The sequence below is a fragment of the Micromonospora sp. NBC_00330 genome, from assembly GCF_036136635.1.
Lineage (GTDB): Bacteria > Actinomycetota > Actinomycetes > Mycobacteriales > Micromonosporaceae > Micromonospora > Micromonospora salmantinae.
The window spans coordinates 4,809,841-4,833,072 of the sequence record NZ_CP108012.1 but is presented as its reverse complement, the minus strand read 5'-3'; the positions used below and the strand labels follow the sequence as shown (position 1 = coordinate 4,833,072).

The window sequence follows — 23,232 nt, the reverse complement described above, 5'->3', positions numbered from 1 at the left end:
ATTCGCCGCAACCGATTCCGGTCGCAGAATGACGGGATGACCCTCCGAGCGGCGCTGGCCCCGCTTGTCGCCGGCAGCACGTGGCGACGCGGCGTGTTCCTGCTGCTCGGCGGAGTGTTGGCGCTGCCGTACGGGCTGCTCGCGGTGACCTTCGCCCAACTGCTCGGTGACTCGGAGATCCCCCGCCCGCTGGTCTACGTCCTGCTGCTCATCGCCGTGCTGATCGCTGTCGTCCCGCTGCTGCTGGACGGCAGCCGAGCCTTGGAGATCGCCGCAGTCCGGGCGCTGCTCGGTGTCGACCTGCCCGAACCCGCGCCCGGGCACCACGGCGACCGGGAGACCCGGCTGCGCAGCGCGCTCTGGATAGCCACCCACCTCATCGTCGGCGCCGTGGTGATGATCGCGCTGTTCAGCGCCCTGCCGATGGCGCTGGCGTTCATCGCCCAACAGTTCGGCATCGGCACCGAGCTGACCAGCAGGGAACAGTTCGGGCCACTGGACGGGCAGGACAGCGGCTGGCTGACAGTGGCCGGGGTGCTCCTGCTGGTCGGCCTCGGCTACGCCGTAGCCGGGCTCGGCGCGCTCGCCGGATCCATGGCACCGGTGCTGCTCGGCCCGGCTCAGGCGGAGCGGATCGCCGCCCTCGAAGCACGGGCCGCCCGGCTCGCCGAACGCAACCGGCTGGCCCGGGAGCTGCACGACTCGGTCGGTCACGCGCTGACAGTGGCCACCCTCCAGGCCGGGGCGGCCCGCGAGGTCCTCGACACCGACCCCGAGTTCGTCCGGCGAGCGCTCACCGCCATCGAGGACGTCGGACGGACCGCGATGGACGACCTCGACCACGTGCTCGGGCTGCTCCGGGAGAACGGACGCGACAGGCCCGTGGTGGCGCCGCAGCGTACCCTCGCCGACCTGGACCGGTTGGTCACCGACGCCCGCGCGGCCGGCCTGGCCGTGCACGCGCAACGCGCCGGCGACCCGGCCCGGGTGCCCGCTGTGGTCTCCCGGGAGGGCTACCGCATCGTCCAGGAAGGACTGACCAATGCGGCCCGGCACGGCCACGGGCCGGTGACGGTACGCCTGGACCTGCACGGCGACGCACTGGAGCTGGAGCTGGTCAACGCGGTGCGCCACCCCGGCCGAGGCCCGCGCGGGCGGGGCGGTCGAGGCCTGGACGGCATGCGGGAGCGGGTGCTGCTGCTCGGCGGCCGGCTCACAGTGGGCCCCGACGGTGACCGGTGGCTGATCCGGGCCCGCCTGCCGTACGAGGAGACGACATGACCACCGGAGTGCTGATCGTCGACGACGACGAGCTGATCCGGGTGGGGCTGCGAGCCATCATCGACGCCCAACCGGACCTGCACGTGCTCGCCGAGGCCGCGGACGGCGCCGAGGTGCCGCCGCTGGTCGCCCGGCACCGGCCCGACGTGGTGCTGATGGACGTGCGGATGCCCGGCATCGACGGCATCCAGGCCACCCGACACCTGCTGGCCACCTCCGCCGACCCGCCCCGGGTGCTGGTGGTCACCACGTTCGCCAACGACGAGTACGTCTACGAGGCGCTGCGCGCCGGCGCCTCGGGGTTCCTGCTCAAACGGGCCCGGCCCGCCGAGGTGGTGGAGGCGGTGAGGGTGGTCGCGGCCGGCGAGTCACTGCTCTTCCCGGCCGCGATCCGCCAACTGGTCGGCGCGTACGGGCCAGCGGGCGGCGACCGGTTGAGCGGCGCCCGGCTCACCGAACGGGAGGCCGAGGTGCTGCGGTTGATGACCACCGGCCGGTCCAACCCGGAGATCGCCGCGCACCTGGTGGTGGGGGTGGAGACGGTCAAGACGCACGTCGGCAACGTGCTGGCCAAGCTGGGCGTCCGCGACCGTACGCAGGCGGTCATCGCCGCCTACGAGTCCGGCTTCGTCACCCCGTCGGGCTGATCGGTCCCTCCACCGGGGGAGCGGGTTCACCGCTCGCCGGGAGGGAATCCGGTGGCTGTCCGTCGAGGCTGAGAGCATGACAACGATCACTGCCTCCCCGTCCCGTACCGACTCCCGCTGGCCGGACCGGCTGGCCCCACTGGCCGCCGGTTGGCTTGGCCTGTGGGGCGTGCTCGCCCTGATCGGCACGCTCACCGGCGCCGGCTACCCGTTCGGCCCGAACGACGCCAACGGCGGCGACGTCAGCCTGCTGCGCCTGGTGCCGGTGGAGGTGGCCACCCCGCTCTTCGCCGGCGTACTGCTCACCGCAGCGGTGGCCGCCCTGGCCATGAGCCGCCCGGCGGCGCGCCCACCCGGCCCGCTGCGGGCGCTGCTCGCCGGCTACGGCTGGGCGGTCGCGTTCGTGCTCGTGCTGGTCGTGCCGGACGTCCGGGTGCTGATCGTCCTCGGCTACCTGCCGATACTGATCGTCGGGGCGCCGTTCGGGTGGCCGCCGGTCGACTACGCCGACATCTTCAACTGGGCGCTGTTCGGCCGGTTCGCCGCGCTGGCCGGCGGGCTGTTGCTGGCCGGTGCGGTGCTCGCCTGGCAGCGCCGCACCGCCGCCGCGTGCGCGGGCTGCGGCCGCAACCACACCGACCGAGGGTGGATCACCCCGGCCGCCGCCACCCGCTGGGGCCGGTGGGCCGTGGGCATCGCCGCGGCCATCCCCTTCACGTACGCGCTGACCCGGTTCGCCTGGGCGGCCGGCATCCCGCTCGGCATCTCCCGCGAGTTCCTGACCGAGATGCAGGACACCGGGCTGGTCTGGGCCGGGTTCGGATTGGCCGCGTTCGCCACCGTCGGCGCGATCCTCACCCTCGGCCTGGTGCAACGCTGGGGCGAGCGGTTCCCGCGCTGGATGGGCGGCCTCGCCGGTCGGCGGGTGCCGGTGACGTTGGCAGTGGTGCCGGCCACCCTGGTCGCCATCTCGGTTACCGCGGCCTCGCTGGGGCTGCTCAGCAACCCGAAGTTCTGGGAACTCACCGGCGGGCTCAGCATCACCGGGGCGCCGATGCTGCTCTGGCCGGTGTGGGGCGTGGCGCTCGGCGCGGCCACCTACGCGTACCACCTGCGCCGCCGCGGCATTTGCCGGCGTTGCGACCGGGGCTGACTGTGGTAGCCGGGGTGCCCCCCGATGCCCGGGGCACCCTCGCGAATGTGAGCTAGCGTGGGTCGGGTGACTGCGCCTACCCCGGTAATCCCGGTTCCACCGGCCGACCTGCCCGGCACGCTCGGCGCGCTACGGGCGGCCGGTCACCAGTACCGCACCGTCAAGCAGGAACTCCGCGACAACCTCCTCGCCCGGATGCGTTCCGGCGAGACCCGATTCCCCGGCATCGTCGGCTACGACGACACGGTGCTGCCCGAGGTCGAGCGGGCAGTGCTCGCCGGGCACGACATGGTGCTGCTCGGCGAGCGTGGCCAGGGCAAGACCCGGCTGATCCGCTCACTGGGCGCGTTGCTCGACGAGTGGACCCCCGTTCTGCCCGGCTCGGTGCTCAACGAGCACCCGATGCACCCGCTCACCCCGGCGTCCCGCGCCCAGGTCGCCGAGGCGGGCGACGACCTGCCGATCGGTTGGCTGCACCGCTCGATGCGGTACGGCGAGAAGTTGGCCACCCCGGACACCAGTGTCGGGGACCTGATCGGCGACGTCGACCCGATCCGCATCGCCCAGGGTCGTACCCTCGGCGACCCGGAGACCATTCACTTCGGGTTGGTGCCGCGCACCAACCGGGGCATCTTCGCCGTCAACGAGCTGCCCGACCTGGCCGAGCGCATCCAGGTGGCGCTGCTCAACGTGCTGGAGGAGCGGGACATCCAGGTTCGCGGCTACCAGCTGCGCCTGCCACTGGACCTGCTCCTGGTGGCCAGCGCCAACCCGGAGGACTACACCAACCGGGGCCGGATCATCACTCCCCTCAAGGACCGGTTCGGCGCGGAGATCCGCACCCACTACCCGGTCGACCTGGAGCTGGAGCTGGCGCTGATCCGCCAGGAGGCCGACCTGGTCGCCGAGGTGCCGGAGCACGTGCTGGAGGTGCTGGCCCGTTTCGCCCGCGCCGTCCGGGAGTCGCCGTCGGTGGACCCGCGCTCCGGTGTCTCCGCCCGATTCGCCATCGCCGCCGCCGAGACGGTCGCCGGTGCCGCGCTGCGGCGCGCCGGCCTGCTCGCCGCCTCCGACACCCCGGACGGACGCCCCGAGGCCGCCGTTGCCCGCGTCGGTGACGCGGTGTCGGTGACCAGCACGCTGCGTGGCAAGGTCGAGTTCGAGAGCGGCGAGGAGGGCCGGGAGACCGAGATCCTCGCGCACCTGCTGCGGACCGCGACGGCCGAGACGTTCCGGGCCCACCTGGCCGGGCTGGACCTGTCCGGGTTCACCGCACTGGTCGAGGACGGCGCCGCGATCGAGACGGGCGAGTTGGTCAGCGCCGCCGAGCTGCTGCGCCAGGTCGGCACCGTACCCGGGTTGGCGAAGGTCCTGGACCGGCTCGACCTGGGCGACGCGCCCACCTCGGAGGAGGCTGCTGCCGCCGTCGAGTTCGTGTTGGAAGGGCTGCACCTGACCCGCCGGCTCGGCAAGGACGTCACCGACTCGGGGCGCACCGTCTACGGCGGCCGGGGCTGACTGTGGCCGGCAACCGGTTCCGTTACGGGCAGTGGAACGGCGGGCCCGACCCGCTCGCACCCCCGTACGACGTGCGCGAGGCGGTGGACGCGGTCGGTGCCGAGGTGCTGGCCGGCGGCAGCCTGCGGGAGGCGCTGCGTGACCTGCTGCGCCGTGGCCCGCAGGGACGGGGTGGCCTGGACGACCTGGCCGCCCGGGCTCGGCGGCTGCGCCGGGAGGCGCTGCGCAGGGGCGACCTGGACGGGGCGGTGACTCGGGCCCAGGCCCTGCTCGACCAGGCCCTCGCCGCCGAGCGGGACGAGCTGCGGGGTCGCGACGACGACGCCGCGCGGTTCGCCGAGGCGGTGCTGGACAATCTGCCGCGCTCGACGGCGCGGGCGGTGGAGGAGTTGTCCGGCTACCAGTGGGCCAGCGACGACGCTCGCCGCTCGTACCAGCAGATCCTCGACCAACTCCGCGACGACGTGCTCGGCCAGCGCTTCGCGGGGCTGCGCGACGCGGTGCGCGCCTCCGCCGACCCGGGCGCCCAGCAGCGGCTCGGCGAGATGATGGGCGACCTGAACGACCTGCTCGCCCGGCACGGTCGCGCGGAGGACACCACCGACGCGTTCGCCGAGTTCATGCGCCGACATGGCGACTTCTTTCCGGAGAAGCCGGAGAACGTCGACGAGTTGATCGACGTACTGGCCCGCCGGGCGGCGGCCGGGGAGCGGCTGATGAACTCGCTCTCCGAGCGGCAGCGCGCCGAGCTGGCTGGCCTCATGCAGCAGTCGCTCGGCGACCGCCTCGCGGGGGAGTTGTCGGCGCTCGACGCGAATCTGCGCGCGCTGCGACCCGACCTGCGCTGGGGGCGGGGTGAGCGGGTCCGCGGCGACCAGCCGTTGGACTACGCCGACGCGGCCGGCGCGCTGGGTGAGATCGGCGACCTGGACGACCTGCTGGACCAGCTCGACCAGGAACACCCGGGGGCGACCCTCGACGACGTGGACGTCGACGCGGTGGCGCGCACGCTGGGCCGGGACGCGGCCGACGACGTTCGCCGGCTGCGCGACCTGGAGCGGGAGCTGCGCCGCCAGGGTTGGCTCAGTCGGGACGCGGAGGGGCTCACACTGAGCCCGAAGGCGCTGCGCCGGCTCGGCGGGACTGCGCTTCGGCAGGTCTTCGCGGAGCTGACCGCCGGGCCGCGCGGCCAACACGACCTCCGCTCGGCCGGTGCGGCGGGCGAGGTCAGCGGCGCGTCCAGGCCCTGGCAGTACGGCGATGAGCAACCGTTGGACGTGGTCCGCACGTTGACGCGGGCGGTCAGTCGGGCCGGGCCGACGGTCCCGGTGCAGCTCTCGGTGGACGACTTCGAGGTGGTGGAAACCGAGAGGCGGGCCTCGGCCGCTGTGGTGCTCTGCGTCGACCTGTCGTACTCGATGATCTCTCAGGGTCGTTGGGGGCCGATGAAGCAGACGGCGCTGGCGCTGGCACACCTGATGGAGACGCGCTTCCCGCAGGACGCCCTGCAGATCGTGGGCTTCGGCCGGGAGGCGATGACGCTCACCCAGCAGGAGTTGGCGGCCGTGGAGCCGGACATGGAGCAGGGCACCAACCTCCAGCACGCGCTGCGGTTGGCGGGCCGGCACCTGCGGCGGCACCCGGACGCCGAGCCGATCGTCCTGGTGGTCACCGACGGCGAGCCGACCGCTCACCTGGACCCGGACGACGGGGAGGCGCTGTTCCACTGGCCGCCGCTGCCGGAGACGATCGAGGCGACGGTCCGCGAGGTCGATCGGCTGAGCCGCTACGGTGCCACGCTCAACCTGTTCATGCTCGGCGACGACCCGGGCCTGCGGCGCTTCGTCGACGCGGTGGCCCGCCGCAGCCGGGGCCGCATGTTCACCCCGGACACCGACGACCTGGGCGAGTACGTGGTCAGCGACTACCTCCGCTCCCGCCAATCCCGCCGCTAACTCCCGTTGGGACAGGTTGACTGGGGGGATGGAGAGCGGGGGAATGCGGCGGGCCTACGGCGCCCTGTTCGCGGAGGTCGACGCAGGCGGGTTCGGTCCGGCTCCGGAGGGGCAGCTCAGTGCCGAGCAGATCGTCGCGCATCTGGTCGCCAACGACGAGCTGATGATCCAGGCCACCGAGGCGTTGCTGGCCGGGTCGCCGTTCGCCTACTACGAGTTGGCGGAGGACATGCACCGCCCGCAGCTCGACGCGCTCGCCGCCGAGCAGGGTGGTCTGCGTGGCCTCACCGCGTTGCTGCACGGCACCAGCGACCGGCTGTGCGGGCTGGTCGACCAGCTCGGCCTGGCAGCGGACACCCCGGTCGAGACGCACCTACGCGAGGGCTTCGACCTCGTCGTCGACGAGCCGCTGCCCTGGTCGCGCACCCTGGACCTGCACACCCGGGTGCACCTGCCCAAGCACCAGGCTCAACTGCACGTCCTTCGGTCCTGAGCGACGCCGATCGGCCGGTCGGCGTCGCAGGTCTTGCCCAATTGAGCGTGATGTCTGTGGGTCATCACGATGACCCACAGACATCACGCTCGCACCAGTGCTGCCCACCCCGCCCCAAGCCCTCCGCCGATCTTGCACTTTCTGTCCCGACAAAAGTCGCATAAGAGGGCAAATCAACAACAGTAAATGCAAGATCGCGGGGCCGGGAGGCGCCGGGGCGGGGCGGGTCAGGTTTTGGCTAGGGCTGGGCGGGGGTGGAAGGTGCGGCGGTAGGTCGAGGGGGTCACGCCGATGCGTTGGTGGAGTTGCTGGCGGAGGGCGGCGGTGGTGCCGAAACCGCAGCGGTGGGCGATCTGATCGACGGTGAGGTCGGTCGTCTCCAGCAGCAGTCTCGCGTGGTCGGTGCGCTGTTGCAGCAGCCACTGCGCCGGACTCAGGCCGGTCTCCGACCGGAAGCGTCGGGTGAAGGTGCGCACGCTCATCCGCGCCTGCTCGGCCAGGTCGCGCAGCGCGATCGGCTCGTGCAGCCGCTGCCGCGCCCACTCCCGGGCTCCCGCCGTGCTGGTGTCGGCCGCCTTCGGCACCGGCTGCTCGATGTACTGTGCCTGACCGCCGTCGCGCCATGGTGGCATCACGCAGCGGCGGGCCGCCCGGTTGGCCACCTCGCTGCCGTGGTCGAGGCGGATGACGTGCAGGCAGAGGTCGATGCCGGCGGCGACTCCGGCCGAGGTGAGCACCCGGTCGTCGGCGATGAAGAGCACGTCCGGATCGAGGTCCACCCGGGCGTGCAGGCGGCGGAACCGCTCGGCGTACGCCCAGTGGGTGGTCGCCCGCCGCCCGTCGAGGAGCCCGGCGGCGGCGAGCACGAACGCTCCGGTGCAGATCGACATGATCCGGGCACCCCGCTCGTACGCCGCGCGCAGCGCCTCGGTCACCTCCGGCTCGATGACGCCCGCTGTCAACGCGGTGCCGTCGTGGATGCCCGGGACGATCACCGTTTCCGCTGTGTCGAGCAGCTCCAGACCGTGGTCGGGGACCACCTGGAAGCCGGCGGTGCTGCGCACCGGCCGCCCGCCGGGCGTGCACACCCGCACGTCGTAGAACGGTGTCCCGTCGGCGGCCCGGGCCGTGCTGAAGACCTGGGACGGGGTGCCGAGGTCCAGGCCAACCACCTGGTGCAGGGCGAGTACGGCGATCCGGTGCGGGCCAGCGCTCATGGCCCGATTATTGCGCATGATGGCTTTCCGGCCACTCGTCGAGGTGAGTGGCCCGGCTCAGACTTGTCAGGTGACCAAGAACCGCCGTCTGCATCCCGCCTGGCTGGTCGCCGCCGTCGCCTTCGTGGCGCTGGTCGGCGCGGCCGGCTTCCGCGCCACCCCGTCGGTGCTGCTGCACCCGCTGCACGAGGAGTTCGGTTGGCCCCTGGCCACGATCTCCGCGGCCGTATCGGTCAACCTGCTGCTCTACGGGCTCACCGCGCCGTTCGCGGCAGCCCTGATGGACCGGTTCGGCATCCGCCGGGTGGTCTCGGTGGCACTGCTGTTGGTCGCCGCGGGCAGCGGGTTGACGGTCTTCATGACCGCCAGCTGGCAGCTCCTGCTCTGCTGGGGTGTGCTGGTGGGGCTGGGCACCGGCTCGATGGCGCTGGCGTTCGTGGCCACCGTCACCGGCCGTTGGTTCGTGCACCGACGGGGCCTGGTCACCGGAGTGCTGACCGCCGGCGGGGCGGCCGGGCAACTGGTGTTCCTGCCACTGATCGCCATCCTGGTACGCGACCACGGCTGGCGTAGCGCCGCACTCGTGGTGGCCGTGGCGGCGCTGGCGGTCGTACCCCTGGTGGTGTGGCTGCTGCGCGAGCACCCGGCGGATCTCGGCCTGCCCGCCTACGGGGCGACCGAGGTCGTCGCGGCGCCGCAGCCGACCGGCGGCGCGGCGACCCGGGCGCTCGGCGCGCTGGCCACCGCGGCCCGGACCCGACCGTTCTGGCTGCTGGCCGGGGGCTTCGCGATCTGCGGGGCGACCACCAACGGCCTGGTCGGTACGCATTTCGTGCCGGCCGCGCACGACCACGGCATGGCCCAGACCACGGCGGCCGGGTTGCTCGCCCTGGTGGGGCTCTTCGACATCGTCGGCACCATCGCCTCCGGCTGGCTCACCGACCGGGTGGACAGCCGGTTGCTGCTCGGCATGTACTACGCGCTGCGCGGGTTGTCCCTGCTGGTGCTGCCGAGCCTCTTCTCCGGCACCGCCGAGCCGAGCATGCTGGTGTTCATCGTCTTCTACGGCCTGGACTGGGTGGCCACCGTGCCGCCGACGGTGGCGCTGTGCCGGGAGTACTTCGGTGGCGCCGGAGCTGTGGTGTTCGGCTGGGTGTTCGCCGCGCACCAGCTCGGCGCGGCGATCGCCGCGACCGGCGCGGGCCTGGTCCGGGACCGGCTGGGCGACTACGCGATGGCCTGGTACGTGGCGGGCGCGTTGTCGATCGGCGCCGCCGGGCTGTCGTTGCTGCTGCGCCGCCGACCGGGCCGAGCGGTGCCGGATGCCGTGCTGGTCGCCGCTACCGCGCCCAGGGCGTGGAGCTTCCGGGGCTGAACCGCGACGCGTCGGCCGCTCAGCCCAGTGTCCACTGTTGGGCCGGCCGCCCGTCGCACTGTCGCTGCCGGATGTCGTCGCCGGCCTCGACGGCGTCGTCGTCGGCCTGGGCGCACTTGTCGCTGTGCACGGCGACGAGCAGCACGGCGCTGGTGCCGGTCCCACCGAACCGCCACTGCTGGTTGGCCCCACCGTGGCAGGGGAACTGGAGCAACCGCGCGCCGTCGTCCCCACTGCCACCCTCGACGTCGAGGCACTGCCCGTACGCGGCGTTGGTCAACGTCAGCACGCCCGCGCCGGCCGGGCTGACCACCCACTGTTGCTCCGGGGTGCCGGTGCACACTGCCAACTCGGCCTGGGCCTCCTTGCCGTCACCGTCGAGCCCCAGGCAGAGGCCCGAGGCGGCGCGCAGCACCCGAGGCCCGGTGGGCGGGGCGGCCGGCGTGCTGGCCGACGGGGTCGGTGACGGCTCGGCCGGTGCGGTAGGGCTCGGCTCGCCGGCCGGTTCACTGGGCTGCGCCGCGGTGGACGGCGTACCGACCGACGCCGGCACGGACGGCTCGTCGTCACCGTCGAGCAGCCCGGTGGCGAAGACGACCCCCAGGAGTACGCCGACAGCCCCGACCGCCGCCGCGACCCGCAGCAACGGGTCGGCCAGCGGCCCGGAGCGCGGTGCCCGGTGACCGCCGTAGACGGTGCCGGCGGGGTCGGGACGTTCCTCGGGCGCGGACATACGCGCCATCCTCACCCACGACGTCGCGCCGGAGCCAGCCCGGTGGTGCGGGGGCGGCGACGCTCAGCGGGTGGGCTGCGGGTCGGTGACGTCGGCCACTGTGGCCCCGAGGGCGGCGATCGCGGCGTCGGCGTCGATCGCGATGGCGAGACCGCGCTCGCCGGCGCCCAGGGTGATCTCCCGGCCGCGCAGTCGCTCGTCGGCGACCACCGGCCAGGCAGTGCTCGCGCCGAACGGGGTGATGGTGCCGCGTTCGTAACCGGTGGCGGCCAGGGCGCCCGCCGCGTCCGGCATGGAGAGCCGGTGCACCCCGAGCAGGGCGCGCAGCTTGGGCCAGGAGATGACCCGGTCGCCGGGGGTGAGCACGAACAGGTGATCGTCTTCACCACGCCGGACCACTATCGTCTTGACCACGTCGGGGACGGCCACGCCCCGGGCGGCGGCGGCCTCCGCGAGACTGCCCACCGCACCGTGGCTGACCAGCCGATACGGCAGTTGGGCGGCGTCCAGGGCGGTGATCGCTGGCGATGGCATGCCCGCCACGGTAGCCGCCGGGCCTGCCACCGGACGGGAAACTGCCACCGCCGACATCCCACGGTTTCCAAACGGCGCGCGTAAGGTGATCACATGCGCGCTGAGCGTGTGGATCAACCGATTGACCATGATCAAGCGGTGGACACGCTGCGGCGGTCGTACGCCGCGGTGCCCACGGGCGAGCCTGTCCGGCTGGCCAAACGCACCTCCAACCTGTTCCGTCCCCGGTCCGCTCCCCGGACTCCGGGGCTCGACGTGAGTGGCCTGAACGGTGTGCTGTCGGTCGACCCGGCCGGCCGTACCGCCGACGTGCAGGGCATGTGCACCTACGAGGACCTGGTCGACGCGACGCTGCCGCACGGCCTGATGCCGCTTGTGGTGCCACAGTTGCGCACCATCACGCTGGGCGGCGCGGTGACCGGCCTCGGGATCGAGTCGACCTCGTTCCGCAACGGCCTGCCGCACGAGTCCGTCCAGGAGTTGGACGTGCTCACCGGCTCAGGCGAGATCATCACCGCCCGACCGGACGGCGAGCACGCCGACCTGTTCACCGCGTTCCCCAACTCGCTGGGCAGCCTCGGGTACGCCACCCGGCTGCGCATCGAGCTGCAACCGGTCGGCCGGTATGTGGCGTTGCGCAACGTCAGGTTCACCCAACTGGAGGCGCTGACCGACGCGATAGCGGAGGTGACCGCCACCCGGTCCTGGGCGGGTGTTCCGGTGGACGCGATGGACGGGGTGATGTTCAGCCCCGGCGAGGCGTACCTGATCTTCGCCACGTTCACCGACGGGGCCGACCCGCCCAGCGACTACACCGGTCAGGCGATCTACTACCGGTCGCTGCGCCAGCGCACCCGCGACGTGCTCACCGCGTACGACTATCTGTGGCGCTGGGACACCGACTGGTTCTGGTGCTCGTCGGCGTTCGGCGCGCAGCACCCGGTCGTGCGCAGGCTCTGGCCGGCGCGTTACCGGCGCAGCGACTTCTACCACCGACTGGTCCGGCTGGAGCACCGTCACCAGGTGGCGGCCCGGATCGACCGGCTGCGCGGGCAACCGGCCCGGGAGCGGGTCGTGCAGGACGTGGAGATCCCGCTGGACCGTACCGCCGACTTCCTGCGCTGGTTCGCCGGCGCGGTGGGGATGAACCCGGTGTGGCTGTGTCCGTTGCGACTGCGTGAGCCGGCGGGGCCCGGCTCGGCGCGGTCCTGGCCGTTATATCCGCTGCGGCCCGGGCAGGACTACGTCAACATCGGGTTCTGGGGGAGCGTGCCGATCGCGCCCGGCGCCGCCGACGGCGACGTCAACCGCACGATCGAACGCAGGGTGTCGGAGTCGGGCGGGCACAAGTCGCTCTATTCCGACGCGTACTACGACCGGGACGCCTTCGATCGCCTCTACGGCGGCGACACGTGGCGCGCGGTGAAAGACCGCTACGACCCGGACCACCGGCTGACGGGACTGTACGAAAAGGCGGTAGCACGAGCATGAGCCTGACCGACAGAGATCAGGGGGCGGCGAGCGTCCCCGCCACCCCGCCGGCGGGGGGCCGGCACACGGGTCCGACCGTCGCGGATGTCATCCGCGCGGTCACCATGGGGCCGTTGCCGGTGCGGATCACCGGGTACGACGGCAGCGCCGTCGGCCCGTCCGACGCCGGCATCACCCTGGCGATCCATTCCGAGCGTGGGCTGTCGTACCTGCTCACCGCGCCCGGTGACCTGGGCATGGCCCGGGCGTACGTCAGTGGTGACCTGGCGTTGCAGGGCGTGCACCCGGGTGACCCGTACGAGGCGTTGCGGGTACTCAAGGACGAGCTGCGGTTACGCCCACCGTCGCTGGCCGAGGGGCTGGCGCTGGTCCGTGGGCTGGGCTGGGAGCGGCTGATGCCGCCGCCGGCACCGCCGCAGGAGGCGCAGCCCCGCTGGAAGCGGGTGATGAACGGGCTGCGGCACTCGCGGGTGCGTGACAGCACTGCCATCTCGCACCACTACGACGTCTCCAACGCCTTCTACGAGAAGGTGCTCGGCCCGTCGATGACGTACACCTGCGCGGTTTTCCGGTCTCCGGACGACACGCTGGAGCAGGCCCAGGCGGCGAAGTACGACCTGGTCGCCGGCAAGCTGGCCCTGAAGAAGGGGATGCGGCTGCTGGATGTCGGGTGCGGCTGGGGTGGCATGGTGCGCCACGCCGCCCGCGAGTACGGCGTCAAGGCACTCGGGGTGACCCTGTCGAAGGCGCAGGCGCAGTGGGCGCAGGCCGCCATCGAGCGGGAGGGGTTGGCCGAGTTGGCGGAGGTGCGATACCTCGACTACCGGGACGCGCCGGCCGAGCAGTTCGACGCCATCTCCTCGATCGGGTTGACCGAGCACATCGGGGTGCGCAACTACCCGGCCTACTTCGGGTCGCTGCGCAGCCGGCTGCGGCAGGGCGGGCGGCTGCTCAACCACTGCATCACCCGCGCGGACAACCGGGCGCCGCACCGCTCGGGCGCGTTCATCGACCGGTACGTCTTCCCGGACGGTGAGCTGGCCGGTCCGGGCCGGTTGATCAGCGAGGTGCACGACGCCGGGTTCGAGGTGCACCACGAGGAGAACCTGCGCCAGCACTACGCGCTGACGCTGGCCGCCTGGTGCCGCAACCTGGTCGAGCACTGGGATTTCTGTGTCTCGGAGGTGGGCGCGGGCACCGCCCGGGTGTGGGGGCTCTACATGGCCGGGTCGCGGATGGCGTTCGAACGCAACGGCATCCAGCTGCACCAGGTGTTGGCCACCCACAACGGCCCGAACGGCGTGAGCGGGTATCCGCTTCGGCCGGACTGGTTGCCCTGATCACCTGCTGAGCGCCGCCTGAAGCCGCGCCGGAAAAAGTCGGCGCGGCTTCTCGCGAAGCGATTGACAAAGAAGTTTTGTACGTACAAACTGATTTTGCCATGAGAGATGTCCTGTACCTGGAGCAGATCGAGCAGGCCGAAGTCCTGCTCAAGCCGCAGCGCGTCGAGGTTCTGCGGCAACTGGCCGAGCCGCGCACCTGCACCGAGGTCGCGGCCCGACTCGACCAGACGCCACAGCGCGTCTACTACCACGTCAAGCAGCTCGTCGCGGCTGGCCTCGTCGAGCTGGTGAACGAACGCAAGGTCCGCGGCATCACCGAAGGCATCTACCAGGCCGCCGCCCGCTCCTACTGGCTCTCCCCGCGGCTCGTCGGCCGGATCGGCCTGCGCCGGGCCCGCGACGAGCTGAGCCTGGGTTACCTGCTCGACCTGATGGAGGAGGTCCAGGCCGACATCGCCGGCCTGGACCGGGCGGCGCCCGAGCTGCCCTCGATCGGCGTCTCCGGCGAGATCCGGGTGCCGGCCGAGCAACGCCAGCAGTTCCTGCACGACCTGCAAACCGCGCTTCAAGACCTGTTCACCCGCTACGGCGGCAGCGAAGGAGATGCCTTCAAGCTGGCCGTCGCCTGCTATCCGAAAGGGAACGACAATGAGTGAGCCGATGAAGGTCCAGGCCCGTCTCTCCGCGCCCGTCGGGCGCGTCCGCCAGGCCCTGACCGACCCGGCCGAGCTGCGTCTCTGGCTGGCCGAGCACGCCGAGGTCGAGCTGCCGCAGCGGTACGAGTTCTGGGGTCGCTACACGCCCGAAGGCGACGCCCCGCACCAGCGGCTGCTGCACGCCGACGACGACACGCTGCGCTTCGGCTGGCTGCTCGACGGCGTGGAGACCACCACCGAACTCCAGTTGACCGCCGAGGGCACCGACAGCACCGTGCTGACGCTGATCCAGAGCCACTTCGACTTCGCCGAGGCGATGAGCGGCTCCACCATCCGGGGCGTGCTCCAGACGTTCTGGGCGCTATCCATCGCCAACCTGGCCGCCCACGTGGAGGGCAAGCCACTGCTGCCCCGCACCGACTTCACCTCCGCCGACCTGCGGGGCGAGCTGGTCATCGCCGCCCCCGCCGACAAGGTGTGGGAGTCGCTGACCGACTCCGAGCAGGCCAGCGCCTGGTTCGGCTACCCGATCGGCATCGAGCCCTGGGTCGGCGGCCGGTACGCCATGGGCGGCTTCGAGACCGGTTACGCGGCCAAGGTCGTCGACCTGGAGCCCGGCCGCCGGATGTCCGTCGACTGGGGGCCGACCGGCGTGACGAGCTGGGAGCTGGCCGAGTCCGGTGGCCGCACCACGCTGACCTTCGTGCAGAGCGGCTTCGACGAGGCCAACCCGCCGTACGGGGCCTGGAGCGGGTCGGTTGCCGGGCTGTTCGAGCTGCGCCGCTTCCACGAGGTGCCGAACTGGCAGCCGATCTGGATCTCCGAGGAGATCCCCGGCCTGGAGCCCGCGCCGGCCAACTGAGTGTTTCGCCTCGATCGTGCTCGCCTTGATCGTGCTCGATCAGGGATGTAGTGGCCTCGTTCGCCCAGAAGGCCACTACATCCTGGATCGAGCACGATCTTGCGTGTGCGGGTCCGGGGAATCCGCTGGCGGGATCTGGTGACTTTTCGCTGTCGAGTGGGTACTGGCGGGCGATGTTCTTCATCTTTGGTCTGCGTACCAAGGTCGACCGGTCCGGTGTCGTGCAGCAGGTCTGCCGGCACTGCGGCAATCAGGCCGCGCAGGTGATCACTCGCCGCTCGACGAAATTCACTCTCTTCTTCATTCCCCTCATTCCGATCCGCACCCGGTACGCGCAGCAGTGCACGTTCTGCGGGGCGGAGTACGAGATCTCCAAGTCCGAGGCCGAGCGCCTCCCGGTCGGCTGATCCGACGATGGAACGCTTCCTCTGCTGGCTGATCGGCCGACCGACGTCCTCGGCCGACGTGCCCGTGCACACCGTTGCCCGCCCGCCCTGCACCCCTGGCCGGCGCAGACGCCGCCGCGCACGCCGTCCGTTGGCCGGCACCGCGCTGCCCCGTTCACCCTGGAACCGATCTGCGGGCCGCTGACCAGAGGCCGGAGCCGCAGCGGGGTGCACGTTCGGCTCTGGCGGCGTTTCTGAGCGCTGGTTAGGCTTTCGGGGTTTGCCGTGGACCGGCGCCGCCGAGGGTGCACGCACGACGAAAGAGCCGGAGCGACCGTGTCCCGACAGGACGGAAAGCAGGCTGCGGGGACGCTCAGCCCCGCCGGCGCGATCGTCGCGGCTGCGGTCATCCTGCTGGAGGCGGGCTGGCTGATCGCCGCGTTGCCCGGCGCCGCGCTGGTCAGCGACATCGGCGCGATGCTGGTCGCCGGTTGGGCGACGCTCGCGTGTGTCGGGGTGGCCCGTCGACATCCGGCGCCGCTGCGCCGGTTCTGGACGCTGCTCGCCCTCACCATGGCCCTCGCCGCGATCGGCCGGGCGATCTGGACGGTGCAGCGGCTCGTCGGCGGCGACCTGCCGCACACGCCGGTGGTCGGGGTGGTCTTCACCGCCGGCATCCTCACCGGCACTGCCGCGCTGCTCAGCTCGCCGTCGGCACCGAGGACCGCTGTCGGGCGGGCCCGTACGTTGCTGGACGGGGTGATCGTCGCCCTGGCCCTGGTGCCGATCGGTTGGGTGCTGGTCTTCCGGGGGGTCGCCGCCGCCGAGCTGGCCGACCCGGCGCGCACGCTGGGCCTGCTCTTCCCGATGTTCGACCTGATGCAGCTCACCATCCTGGTCGCGGTCTCCGGGCCGGCCCGGCCGTTGTGGCGGCCGATGACCGTCCTGGCGGCGAGCCTCACCCTGCGGGTCGTCGCCGATGTCGTCTACGTGTCGCTGGTCGCCCGCGCCGACTACACCGCCGGCCATCCGATCGACCTGTGCTGGCCGTTGAGCTACCTGCTGATCGGCCTGGCCACCCGGAACCCGCCGCCACCGGACTGTGACGGCACCGACGACACCGCCGAGTCGCCGCTGCCGCCCTGGTGGCGGGTGGCGTTGCCGTACCTGCCGGTGGGTGGGGCGATCATCGCGGTGGTGCTGGCCCGTCGGCCCACCGGGCAGACCCCGCAGCTGGTGTTCGTGACCATGATGGTGTTGCTGGCCGCCCTCGCCGTTCGGCAGGGGCTGGCGGCCAACGAGAACCTCCGGTTGGTGGCCCGGCTGCGCCGGCTCGCGTACGGCGACCAGCTCACCGGGCTGCCCAACCGGCTGTTGTTCAACCGGCGGCTGCGCCTGGCCCTGCGTGACGGGCGGCCGGTGGCGGTGCTGCTGCTCGACCTGGACGGGTTCAAGCAGGTGAACGACCGGTTCGGGCATGCCACCGGTGACACCCTGCTGACCGGGCTCGCGGCCCGGATGCACACTGCCGTGAACGGCGAAGGCACCATCGCCCGGCTCGGCGGTGACGAGTTCGCCGTGCTGGTCGACGGCGACCGGCCGGTGTCACCCGAACGGCTCGCCGAGCGGCTGCTGGACGCGTTGCGGCCCTCCGACGGCGAGGAGGACGTCGGGGTGCACCCGTCGGCGAGCATCGGTATCGCCGAGTACGGCCCGCAGCACACCTCCCACAGCGACCTGCTGCGTGACGCCGACATCGCCATGTACGCGGCCAAGGCGGCCGGGAAGTCCGCGTACCGCACGTGCACGGCGGCGTTGCGCGAGTCGGCCGTCTCCCGCGCCGAGTTGATCGCCGATCTGCGCCGCGCTGTCGACGAGGACCAGCTGCACCTGGAGTTCCAACCCATCGTCGACCTGACCACCGGCGCGGTGCGCAGCGCGGAGGCGCTGGTGCGCTGGCGGCACCCCCGGCTGGGGATGTTGCCGCCGGCGAAGTTCCTGCCGCTGGCCGAGGAGACCGGGCTGATCCTGCCGATCGACCGCTGGGTGATCCACGAGGCGTGCCGGGCCGCCGCGACCTGGCGGGGCCGGGCGCCGGAGGCGACAGTCGCTGTGAACATCGCCGCCGCGCACCTGCGTCGGCCGGACCTGATCGCCACTGTCACAGCGGCGACCAGCGCCGCCGGGTTGGCACCACGGGCGTTGACACTGGAGTTGACCGAGTCGGCGCTGATCGAGGGCACCGAGGCGGTGCTGGAGCGGCTGCACCAACTCCGGGAGTTGGGCATCCGGATCGCCATCGACGACTTCGGCACCGGCTACTCGTCGCTGAGCTACCTGCACCGCATCCCGGCCACCGAGCTGAAGATCGACAGGTCGTTCGTGGCCCGGCTGGGCACCGACGACCGGGCGTACGCCACCGTGGAGATGGTCACTCGCCTGGCCGGCGCGTTCGACCTGGCGGTGGTCGCCGAGGGGGTGGAGACCGAGCGTCAGCACGAGGCGGTCACCAAGATTGGTTGCCCACGCGGCCAGGGCTATCTGTACGGGCGGCCGGACGCCCCCGCGATGGTGGGCCAGAATCGGGGTTGACTCTCACGTAACGGCAGGCAGGAGCCTGGTTCCCGGAAGGGAGGGGAACCATGGCGTACACGGTGGGTCAGGTCGCGAAGGTGGCCGGCGTGACGGTGCGGACGCTGCACCACTACGACGAGATCGGGTTGCTCTCGCCCAGCGGGCGCACCTCGGCCGGTTACCGCCGCTACGACGACGCGGACCTGCAACGGCTGCAACTCGTCCTGTACTACCGGGAGCTTGGTTTCCCGCTTGAGGAGATCACCGCGATCATCGACGACCCGGCGGCCGATCCGGCCGCGCACCTGCGCCGGCAGCACGAACTGCTGACGGTACGGCTCAAGCGGTTGCAGGAGATGGTCACGGCGATCGAGTTCGCGATGGAGGCGAGCAAGATGAACATCCAACTCACGCCGGAGGAACGGTTCGAGGTCTTCGGCGACGCCGACCCGGAGCAGCACGAGGCCGAGGCGGAGCGGCGCTGGGGTGACACCGACGCGTACCGGGAGTCGAACCGCCGGGCCTCCCGCTACGACAAGGGAGACTGGCTGCGGATCAAGGCGGAGAACGAGGACTGGGGTCGGCGGATCGTCGCGCTGATGGCCTCGGGCGCCCCGGCGGACGGCCCGGAGGCGATGGACCTGGCCGAGGAGCACCGGCAGCTCATCGGCCGCTGGTTCTACGAGTGCTCGTACGAGATGCAGACCGGGTTGGCCGACATGTACCTGGCCGACGAGCGGTTCACGGCGTACTACGAGAACATCGCCCCGGGGCTGGCGACGTATCTGCACGAGGCGATCCACGCCAACGCCATCAGCCGGGCGTGACGGGGTGCGGTCCGGCTAGTCTGGCCGGACCGCACCGCCCGGGGGAGATGACAGTGCAGAAACCGAAGCTGATCGCCGCTGTCGCCGTGCTCGTGGTGGTGGTCGGCGCCGGGGCGTGGGCGCTGGTCGCCGCCGGCGACGACGACCCGGACGCGGGTCGCCCGGCGGCGTCGGCGGGCCCGGCCGACCCGGTCGGGGTGCTGAAGGCCGCCGCCGCGAAGGCCGACGAGCAGCCGTACAAGCTGACGGTCGGCACCGGCGGCGCGGACGGCGACGCCACTGTGCTGCTCTGGGACCCGAAGGCGAAGCGTGGTCTGGAGACCACCTCGCTGAAGGTGCCCTCCGGTGTGGTGAAGATCGAGCGGCTGACCACCGGGCCGGACGTGTACGTGCGGGTCACCGCACCCGACCGCCGCGTCCCGGTCTGGGACGGCAAGACCTGGTGGCACGTCGGCGCCCCGGGTGACCCGGCGGCCAAGCAGGGCCTGGACAACACCCGGCTGGCCAGCACGCTGGGCGCGCCGGCGGGGGTCCGGTTGACCGCCGAGCGGGAGTACGCAGGCACGCTGGACCTGCGCCAGAGCGCCGCGGTGCTGGGCAGCGGCGTCGGCAACGTGCTCGGCGACCGGGCGGCGGCGGTGCCGTTCACCGCTGCCGTGGACGAGCAGGGCCGGCTGGTCCGCTACCGCATCGAGTTGGCCAGCGAGCAGTCGCAGACCGCCCAGCTCGACCTGACGTACTCGGATTTCGGGCTGCCGGTGTCGGCGGACCCGCCGGCGGCCGACCTGGTGGGGGAGGACCCGCCGGCGAACATTCCCGGCGCCTGAGGTCGGGTCACTCCTCGACCGCCCCGTCGACCGGGGTGACCAGGAAGTCGTAGACGGTGCGGGCCATCCGCCGGACCGTCTCGTCGCCGGTGGCCATGGGCCCGGCGGTGAGGAAGGCGACGGCGGTCTCGGTGCCGGGGATCAGGTAGTAGCCGACGTCGTGCGAGGCGTCCGGCAGGTCACCGGTCTTGTGGGCCACCGGCACGCCGGGCGGCAACGCCGCCGGGATCTTCGTGTTCAGCGTCTGTTCCCGCATGAACCCGATCATCAGGTCGCGGGAGGCGGGGGTGAGGATCTCGCCGTCCCAGACCGCGCCGAGCAGTGACACCACGTCGTCCGGGCTGGTGTAGTTCTCCTCGCCGCGTTGCGCCGCCGCGCTGTCGAGCATCCGGCGGGCCAGGATGGTGGAGCGTTGGTTCATCGAGTCGATCAGGGCGTTGACCGGGGCGAATCCACCCAGGTAGGTGATCAGCACGTTCGCGGCCACGTTGTCGCTGTACTTGATCAGGTACTGGGCGAGCCGGCGCAGCGTGACCACCTGCGGGAACGTCTCGAACTGGAGCTGGCCGGTGCCGCCAACCACGTCCTGGGGGGTGACCAGCACCCCGTCGTCGAGGAAGACCTGTCCACAGTCGACCCGACGCAGCAACTCGACGAGGATCCACAGCTTGATGACGCTGGCCGCCTTGGGGCGCAGCGATCCGTTGACGGCGATCTGCTGGTCGCCGTAGCGGCTGGACAGGTCGCGGACGGTGACCCCGGCCGGGTTGAGGCTCGCGTCGGCGACCACCCGGGCGAGCTGCCCGCTGAGCGGGAACAGCCGGGCCCCGGCGACCGGGTCGGTGGGCGGCTGCGGGCTGGTGACCACCACGCCGGTCAGCGTCGTCGGCGGGCGGTGCCGCTGGATCACCTCCAGCGTGCCCTCGCTGCGCCCGACCAGCGGCACCCGGTAGCGGTAGGCAGTCCCTCCGACCACTACCGCGCCGCTGGCCACCCCGGCGGCGACCCGCATGGTCGGGTCGGCGACCCGACCGGTGTCGCCGTCGCAGGCGCGGTAGCGCACCGTGCGCCCGAGCGAGTCCACAGCGAACACCCCACCGGGAAACGACAGCCAGGACACCTCGCTGGTCGGCGGGCGCTCCGGCGTCGGGTCCACCCCGGGCTCGTGGCTCTCCGCGACGGGCGGGCGGCCCGGGCCGTCCGCGGTGGCCGGCCCGGTCGTCGCGAGCACCGCGAGCGCGACCGCCGCCGTCAGCACCTTCAGGGGTACGCGGGCAGAGTTCCCCAGCAGGGAAGATGAGCGCCTCTTGTCGCTTTTTCTCACGTTTGCACCATATGAAGCGCTGGGGGCCGGTGAGGCCGGCGTTACCGGTGTCACCCGTCTGGGCGGGGGTGTCCTGACGAGCGTGATGACCCAGAGACATCACGATGACTCACAGGCATCATGCTCATCAGTAACCCCGACTCCCGGAGGTCCACGATGTTGATCATCTCAGGCAGCTTGCGTGTCGAACCGGCCACCCGCGACGCCTACCTGTCCGACTGCCGCCCGATCATCGCGCAGGCGCGCGCCACCGCCGGCTGCCTCGACTTCCTGCTGGCGGCCGACCCGATGGAGCCCGACCGGATCCACGTCTATGAACGCTGGGAATCCGCCGAGCAACTGGCCGCGTTCCGTGGCTCCGGACCCGACGACGTGCAGGGAGCGGCCATCCTCGACGCCGACGTGCAGCGCTACCTGATCGCCGGCGTAGAAGCGCCCTGACCCGCCGCGAGCCGGCAGCGCTCACGGACCCGACGCGAGCCGGCAGCGGTCATGCCGGTGGTTGGGGGCCGGTGGGCAGGCCGGGTGCCATCCGGCGGATCGAGGCGAAGGTGGGCGTGAGGGCCTCGTACAGCTCGGCGAAGAGCGGCAGCAGCGCCGCGTAGGTGGCGGCGGCGGCCGGGTCGGGGCGGATCGTCTCCTCGATCCGCACCAGGTCGGCGGCGACGTCGATGCTGGGGATCAGCCCGAGCGCCTCCATGCCGAGCAGCGCCGCCCCGAAGCTCGACCCCTCGTGCGCGGACGGGAAACTCACCGGCAGGCCGAGGGCATCGGCAAGCATCTGCCGCCACAGGCCGCTGCGGGCGAAGCCGCCACCGGCCCGGACCTCCCGGACCTCGTTGCCGGCCGCACGCACCGAGCTGAGCACCAGCGCGAGCTGCTGACAGACGCCCTCCAACGCGGCCCGCACCAGATGCTCGCGGCGGTGTGCGTGGGTCAACCCCACGTACGCGCCGCGCGGCAGGGCGCTCCAGTGTGGTGCCCGTTCGCTGTGCAGGTACGGCAGCATGATGAGCCCGCCCGAACCGACAGGCGCGCGGGCCGCCAGGGCGACCAGGTCCTCCTCGGAGTGCTCGCCCAGGTCCGGGGCGAGCGCCGCGCCGGCCCACTTGAGCACGATGCCGCCGTTGTTGATCGCGCCACCGACCGCCCAGCGATGCTCGGTCAGCGCGTAGCAGAACACCCCGCCGAGCGGGTCCACGCCGGGCCGTTCGACCATCACCCGCATCGCGCCGCTGGTACCGATCGAGCAGGCCACCATGCCGGGGTGCACAGCGCCCAGGCCCAGGTTCGCCAGCGGTCCGTCGCCCGCGCCGACCACCACCGGGGTGCGCTCCGGCAGGCCGGTCTGGGCGGCGGCCTGCGGGGTCAGGTTGGGCAGCACCGCGGTGGTGGCGACGAGCTGCGGGAGCTGTTCCTCGGTGATGCCGGCGATGGTCAGCGCCTCGCGGTCCCACTTCAGCTCGTGGATGTCGAGCAGGCCGGTGGCCGAGGCGATCGAGTGGTCGGTGACCAGCACGCCGCAGAGCCGCAGCAGCACCCAGTCCTTGATGCCCACCCAGTGCGCCACCCGCTCGAAGAGCTTCGGCTCCTGCTCGGCGAACCAGAGCAACTTGGGTAGCGGCGACATCGGATGCATCGGCGTGCCGGTGCGCCGGTGCAGGGCCAGCCCCGACGGCACCGCCCGCAACCGCTCGGCCTGCCGGGTGGACCGCGAGTCGGCCCAGGTCACCGACGGGGTGAGCGGATTGCCGTCCCGATCCAACCCGATCAGGCTGTGCATCGCGGAGCCGAACGACAGCCCGGCCACCGGCTGGACCAGCTCGGCCACGACCATGCTGATCGACTTGAGCACCGCTTCGAGGATGAGCTGTGGGTCCTGCTCGGCGTAGCCGGGTTGCGGGTTGTTCAGCGGGTAGCCGACGAGGTGACTGCCGAGCTGCCGCCCGCCGGTGTCGTACGCGACGGCCTTCGTGCTGGTGGTGCCGATGTCGACCCCGATCACGACCCCGGGCAGCGTGACTGCCGGCACGACC

Annotated in this window: 21 protein-coding genes; 16 read left to right on the top strand and 5 right to left on the bottom strand. The window is 72.1% G+C overall.

The genetic code is table 11. The features are described from left to right. The first annotated feature begins 36 nt into the window (after positions 1–36). From OG598_RS21760 to OG598_RS21735, 6 genes are all read left to right on the top strand, one after another. Complete coding sequence (locus OG598_RS21760; protein WP_328650841.1) at positions 37–1,281, top strand: sensor histidine kinase; 1,245 nt, start codon at positions 37–39, stop codon at positions 1,279–1,281. Further along, positions 1,278–1,928: a response regulator transcription factor gene (locus OG598_RS21755; protein ID WP_328650840.1), complete on the top strand. Its 651-nt coding sequence runs from the start codon at positions 1,278–1,280 to the stop codon at positions 1,926–1,928. The genes OG598_RS21760 and OG598_RS21755 overlap by 4 nt, the downstream gene beginning before the upstream one ends. 76 nt (positions 1,929–2,004) lie before the next feature. Continuing rightward, positions 2,005–3,081, top strand: coding sequence for a hypothetical protein (locus OG598_RS21750; RefSeq protein ID WP_328650839.1), 1,077 nt, complete (start codon positions 2,005–2,007; stop codon positions 3,079–3,081). 57 nt (positions 3,082–3,138) lie between these two features. Further along, complete coding sequence (locus OG598_RS21745; protein ID WP_328650838.1) at positions 3,139–4,599, top strand: sigma 54-interacting transcriptional regulator; 1,461 nt, start codon at positions 3,139–3,141, stop codon at positions 4,597–4,599. Between the two features lie 2 nt (positions 4,600–4,601). Next, positions 4,602–6,554, top strand: a complete 1,953-nt coding sequence (locus OG598_RS21740; RefSeq protein WP_328650837.1) for a vWA domain-containing protein — start codon at positions 4,602–4,604, stop codon at positions 6,552–6,554. A 28-nt stretch (positions 6,555–6,582) separates the two neighbouring features. After that, the gene (locus OG598_RS21735; RefSeq protein ID WP_328650836.1) at positions 6,583–7,047 is read left to right on the top strand and encodes a hypothetical protein; all 465 of its coding nucleotides are present in this window, start codon (positions 6,583–6,585) and stop codon (positions 7,045–7,047) included. A gap of 227 nt (positions 7,048–7,274) precedes the next feature. Here the strand turns inward: OG598_RS21735 and OG598_RS21730 are convergent, their stop codons facing one another. Next, a complete protein-coding gene (locus OG598_RS21730; protein WP_442931344.1) occupies positions 7,275–8,264 on the bottom strand; it encodes a GlxA family transcriptional regulator in 990 nt (329 codons plus the stop codon). 19 nt (positions 8,265–8,283) lie between these two features. On the opposite strand from OG598_RS21730, the gene OG598_RS21725 reads away from it, so the two are divergent. Further along, the gene (locus OG598_RS21725) at positions 8,284–9,639 is read left to right on the top strand and encodes an MFS transporter (RefSeq protein WP_442931526.1); all 1,356 of its coding nucleotides are present in this window, start codon (positions 8,284–8,286) and stop codon (positions 9,637–9,639) included. Between the two features lie 19 nt (positions 9,640–9,658). On the opposite strand, the gene OG598_RS21720 is transcribed toward OG598_RS21725, so the two are convergent. Both OG598_RS21720 and OG598_RS21715 read right to left on the bottom strand, forming a co-directional pair. Beyond that, a complete protein-coding gene (locus OG598_RS21720; RefSeq protein ID WP_328650833.1) occupies positions 9,659–10,372 on the bottom strand; it encodes an RICIN domain-containing protein in 714 nt (237 codons plus the stop codon). 63 nt (positions 10,373–10,435) lie between these two features. After that, positions 10,436–10,906 (bottom strand): aminoacyl-tRNA deacylase, encoded by a 471-nt coding sequence (locus tag OG598_RS21715; RefSeq protein ID WP_328650832.1) that lies wholly within the window; start codon positions 10,904–10,906, stop codon positions 10,436–10,438. 93 nt (positions 10,907–10,999) lie between these two features. On the opposite strand from OG598_RS21715, the gene OG598_RS21710 reads away from it, so the two are divergent. From OG598_RS21710 to OG598_RS21675, 8 genes are all read left to right on the top strand, one after another. Beyond that, on the top strand, positions 11,000–12,397 hold the full coding sequence (locus OG598_RS21710; RefSeq protein ID WP_328650831.1) for an FAD-binding oxidoreductase: 1,398 nt from the start codon (positions 11,000–11,002) through the stop codon (positions 12,395–12,397). Next, positions 12,394–13,737, top strand: coding sequence for a class I SAM-dependent methyltransferase (locus OG598_RS21705; protein WP_328650830.1), 1,344 nt, complete (start codon positions 12,394–12,396; stop codon positions 13,735–13,737). Before OG598_RS21710 ends, OG598_RS21705 begins: the two co-directional genes overlap by 4 nt. Before the next feature lie 101 nt (positions 13,738–13,838). Next, entirely contained in the window at positions 13,839–14,396 is a 558-nt protein-coding gene (locus tag OG598_RS21700) for a winged helix-turn-helix domain-containing protein (protein ID WP_030490876.1), read from the top strand. Continuing rightward, positions 14,389–15,258, top strand: a complete 870-nt coding sequence (locus OG598_RS21695; RefSeq protein ID WP_328650829.1) for an SRPBCC family protein — start codon at positions 14,389–14,391, stop codon at positions 15,256–15,258. The genes OG598_RS21700 and OG598_RS21695 overlap by 8 nt, the downstream gene beginning before the upstream one ends. A 173-nt stretch (positions 15,259–15,431) precedes the next feature. Beyond that, entirely contained in the window at positions 15,432–15,665 is a 234-nt protein-coding gene (locus tag OG598_RS21690; protein WP_328650828.1) for a zinc-ribbon domain-containing protein, read from the top strand. Positions 15,666–15,980: 315 nt separating this feature from the next. Beyond that, complete coding sequence (locus tag OG598_RS21685; protein WP_328650827.1) at positions 15,981–18,236, top strand: putative bifunctional diguanylate cyclase/phosphodiesterase; 2,256 nt, start codon at positions 15,981–15,983, stop codon at positions 18,234–18,236. 50 nt (positions 18,237–18,286) lie between these two features. Continuing rightward, the gene (locus OG598_RS21680; RefSeq protein ID WP_328650826.1) at positions 18,287–19,045 is read left to right on the top strand and encodes a MerR family transcriptional regulator; all 759 of its coding nucleotides are present in this window, start codon (positions 18,287–18,289) and stop codon (positions 19,043–19,045) included. 53 nt (positions 19,046–19,098) lie between these two features. Beyond that, positions 19,099–19,872, top strand: coding sequence for a hypothetical protein (locus OG598_RS21675; protein WP_328650825.1), 774 nt, complete (start codon positions 19,099–19,101; stop codon positions 19,870–19,872). A gap of 7 nt (positions 19,873–19,879) precedes the next feature. Here the strand turns inward: OG598_RS21675 and OG598_RS21670 are convergent, their stop codons facing one another. Next, positions 19,880–21,196, bottom strand: coding sequence for a serine hydrolase (locus OG598_RS21670; RefSeq protein ID WP_328650824.1), 1,317 nt, complete (start codon positions 21,194–21,196; stop codon positions 19,880–19,882). A gap of 156 nt (positions 21,197–21,352) precedes the next feature. On the opposite strand from OG598_RS21670, the gene OG598_RS21665 reads away from it, so the two are divergent. Then, on the top strand, positions 21,353–21,637 hold the full coding sequence (locus tag OG598_RS21665; RefSeq protein WP_328650823.1) for a putative quinol monooxygenase: 285 nt from the start codon (positions 21,353–21,355) through the stop codon (positions 21,635–21,637). Positions 21,638–21,686: 49 nt separating this feature from the next. On the opposite strand, the gene OG598_RS21660 is transcribed toward OG598_RS21665, so the two are convergent. Next, entirely contained in the window at positions 21,687–23,228 is a 1,542-nt protein-coding gene (locus tag OG598_RS21660; RefSeq protein ID WP_328650822.1) for a gluconokinase, read from the bottom strand. Between the last annotated feature and the right edge of the window lie 4 nt (positions 23,229–23,232).

Bases quoted from the DNA above. Each gene is read 5' to 3' on its own strand.
- OG598_RS21700 (WP_030490876.1), top strand. From the start codon at position 13,839: ATGAGAGATGTCCTGTACCTGGAGCAGATCGAGCAGGCCGAAGTCCTG.
- OG598_RS21680 (WP_328650826.1), top strand. From the start codon at position 18,287: ATGGCGTACACGGTGGGTCAGGTCGCGAAGGTGGCCGGCGTGACGGTG.
- OG598_RS21710 (WP_328650831.1), top strand. From the start codon at position 11,000: ATGCGCGCTGAGCGTGTGGATCAACCGATTGACCATGATCAAGCGGTG.
- OG598_RS21735 (WP_328650836.1), top strand. From the start codon at position 6,583: ATGGAGAGCGGGGGAATGCGGCGGGCCTACGGCGCCCTGTTCGCGGAG.
- OG598_RS21730 (WP_442931344.1), bottom strand. From the start codon at position 8,264: ATGAGCGCTGGCCCGCACCGGATCGCCGTACTCGCCCTGCACCAGGTG.
- OG598_RS21705 (WP_328650830.1), top strand. From the start codon at position 12,394: ATGAGCCTGACCGACAGAGATCAGGGGGCGGCGAGCGTCCCCGCCACC.
- OG598_RS21715 (WP_328650832.1), bottom strand. From the start codon at position 10,906: ATGCCATCGCCAGCGATCACCGCCCTGGACGCCGCCCAACTGCCGTAT.
- OG598_RS21665 (WP_328650823.1), top strand. From the start codon at position 21,353: ATGTTGATCATCTCAGGCAGCTTGCGTGTCGAACCGGCCACCCGCGAC.
- OG598_RS21755 (WP_328650840.1), top strand. From the start codon at position 1,278: ATGACCACCGGAGTGCTGATCGTCGACGACGACGAGCTGATCCGGGTG.
- OG598_RS21760 (WP_328650841.1), top strand. From the start codon at position 37: ATGACCCTCCGAGCGGCGCTGGCCCCGCTTGTCGCCGGCAGCACGTGG.
- OG598_RS21725 (WP_442931526.1), top strand. From the start codon at position 8,284: ATGGCTTTCCGGCCACTCGTCGAGGTGAGTGGCCCGGCTCAGACTTGT.
- OG598_RS21720 (WP_328650833.1), bottom strand. From the start codon at position 10,372: ATGTCCGCGCCCGAGGAACGTCCCGACCCCGCCGGCACCGTCTACGGC.
- OG598_RS21695 (WP_328650829.1), top strand. From the start codon at position 14,389: ATGAGTGAGCCGATGAAGGTCCAGGCCCGTCTCTCCGCGCCCGTCGGG.
- OG598_RS21750 (WP_328650839.1), top strand. From the start codon at position 2,005: ATGACAACGATCACTGCCTCCCCGTCCCGTACCGACTCCCGCTGGCCG.
- OG598_RS21690 (WP_328650828.1), top strand. From the start codon at position 15,432: ATGTTCTTCATCTTTGGTCTGCGTACCAAGGTCGACCGGTCCGGTGTC.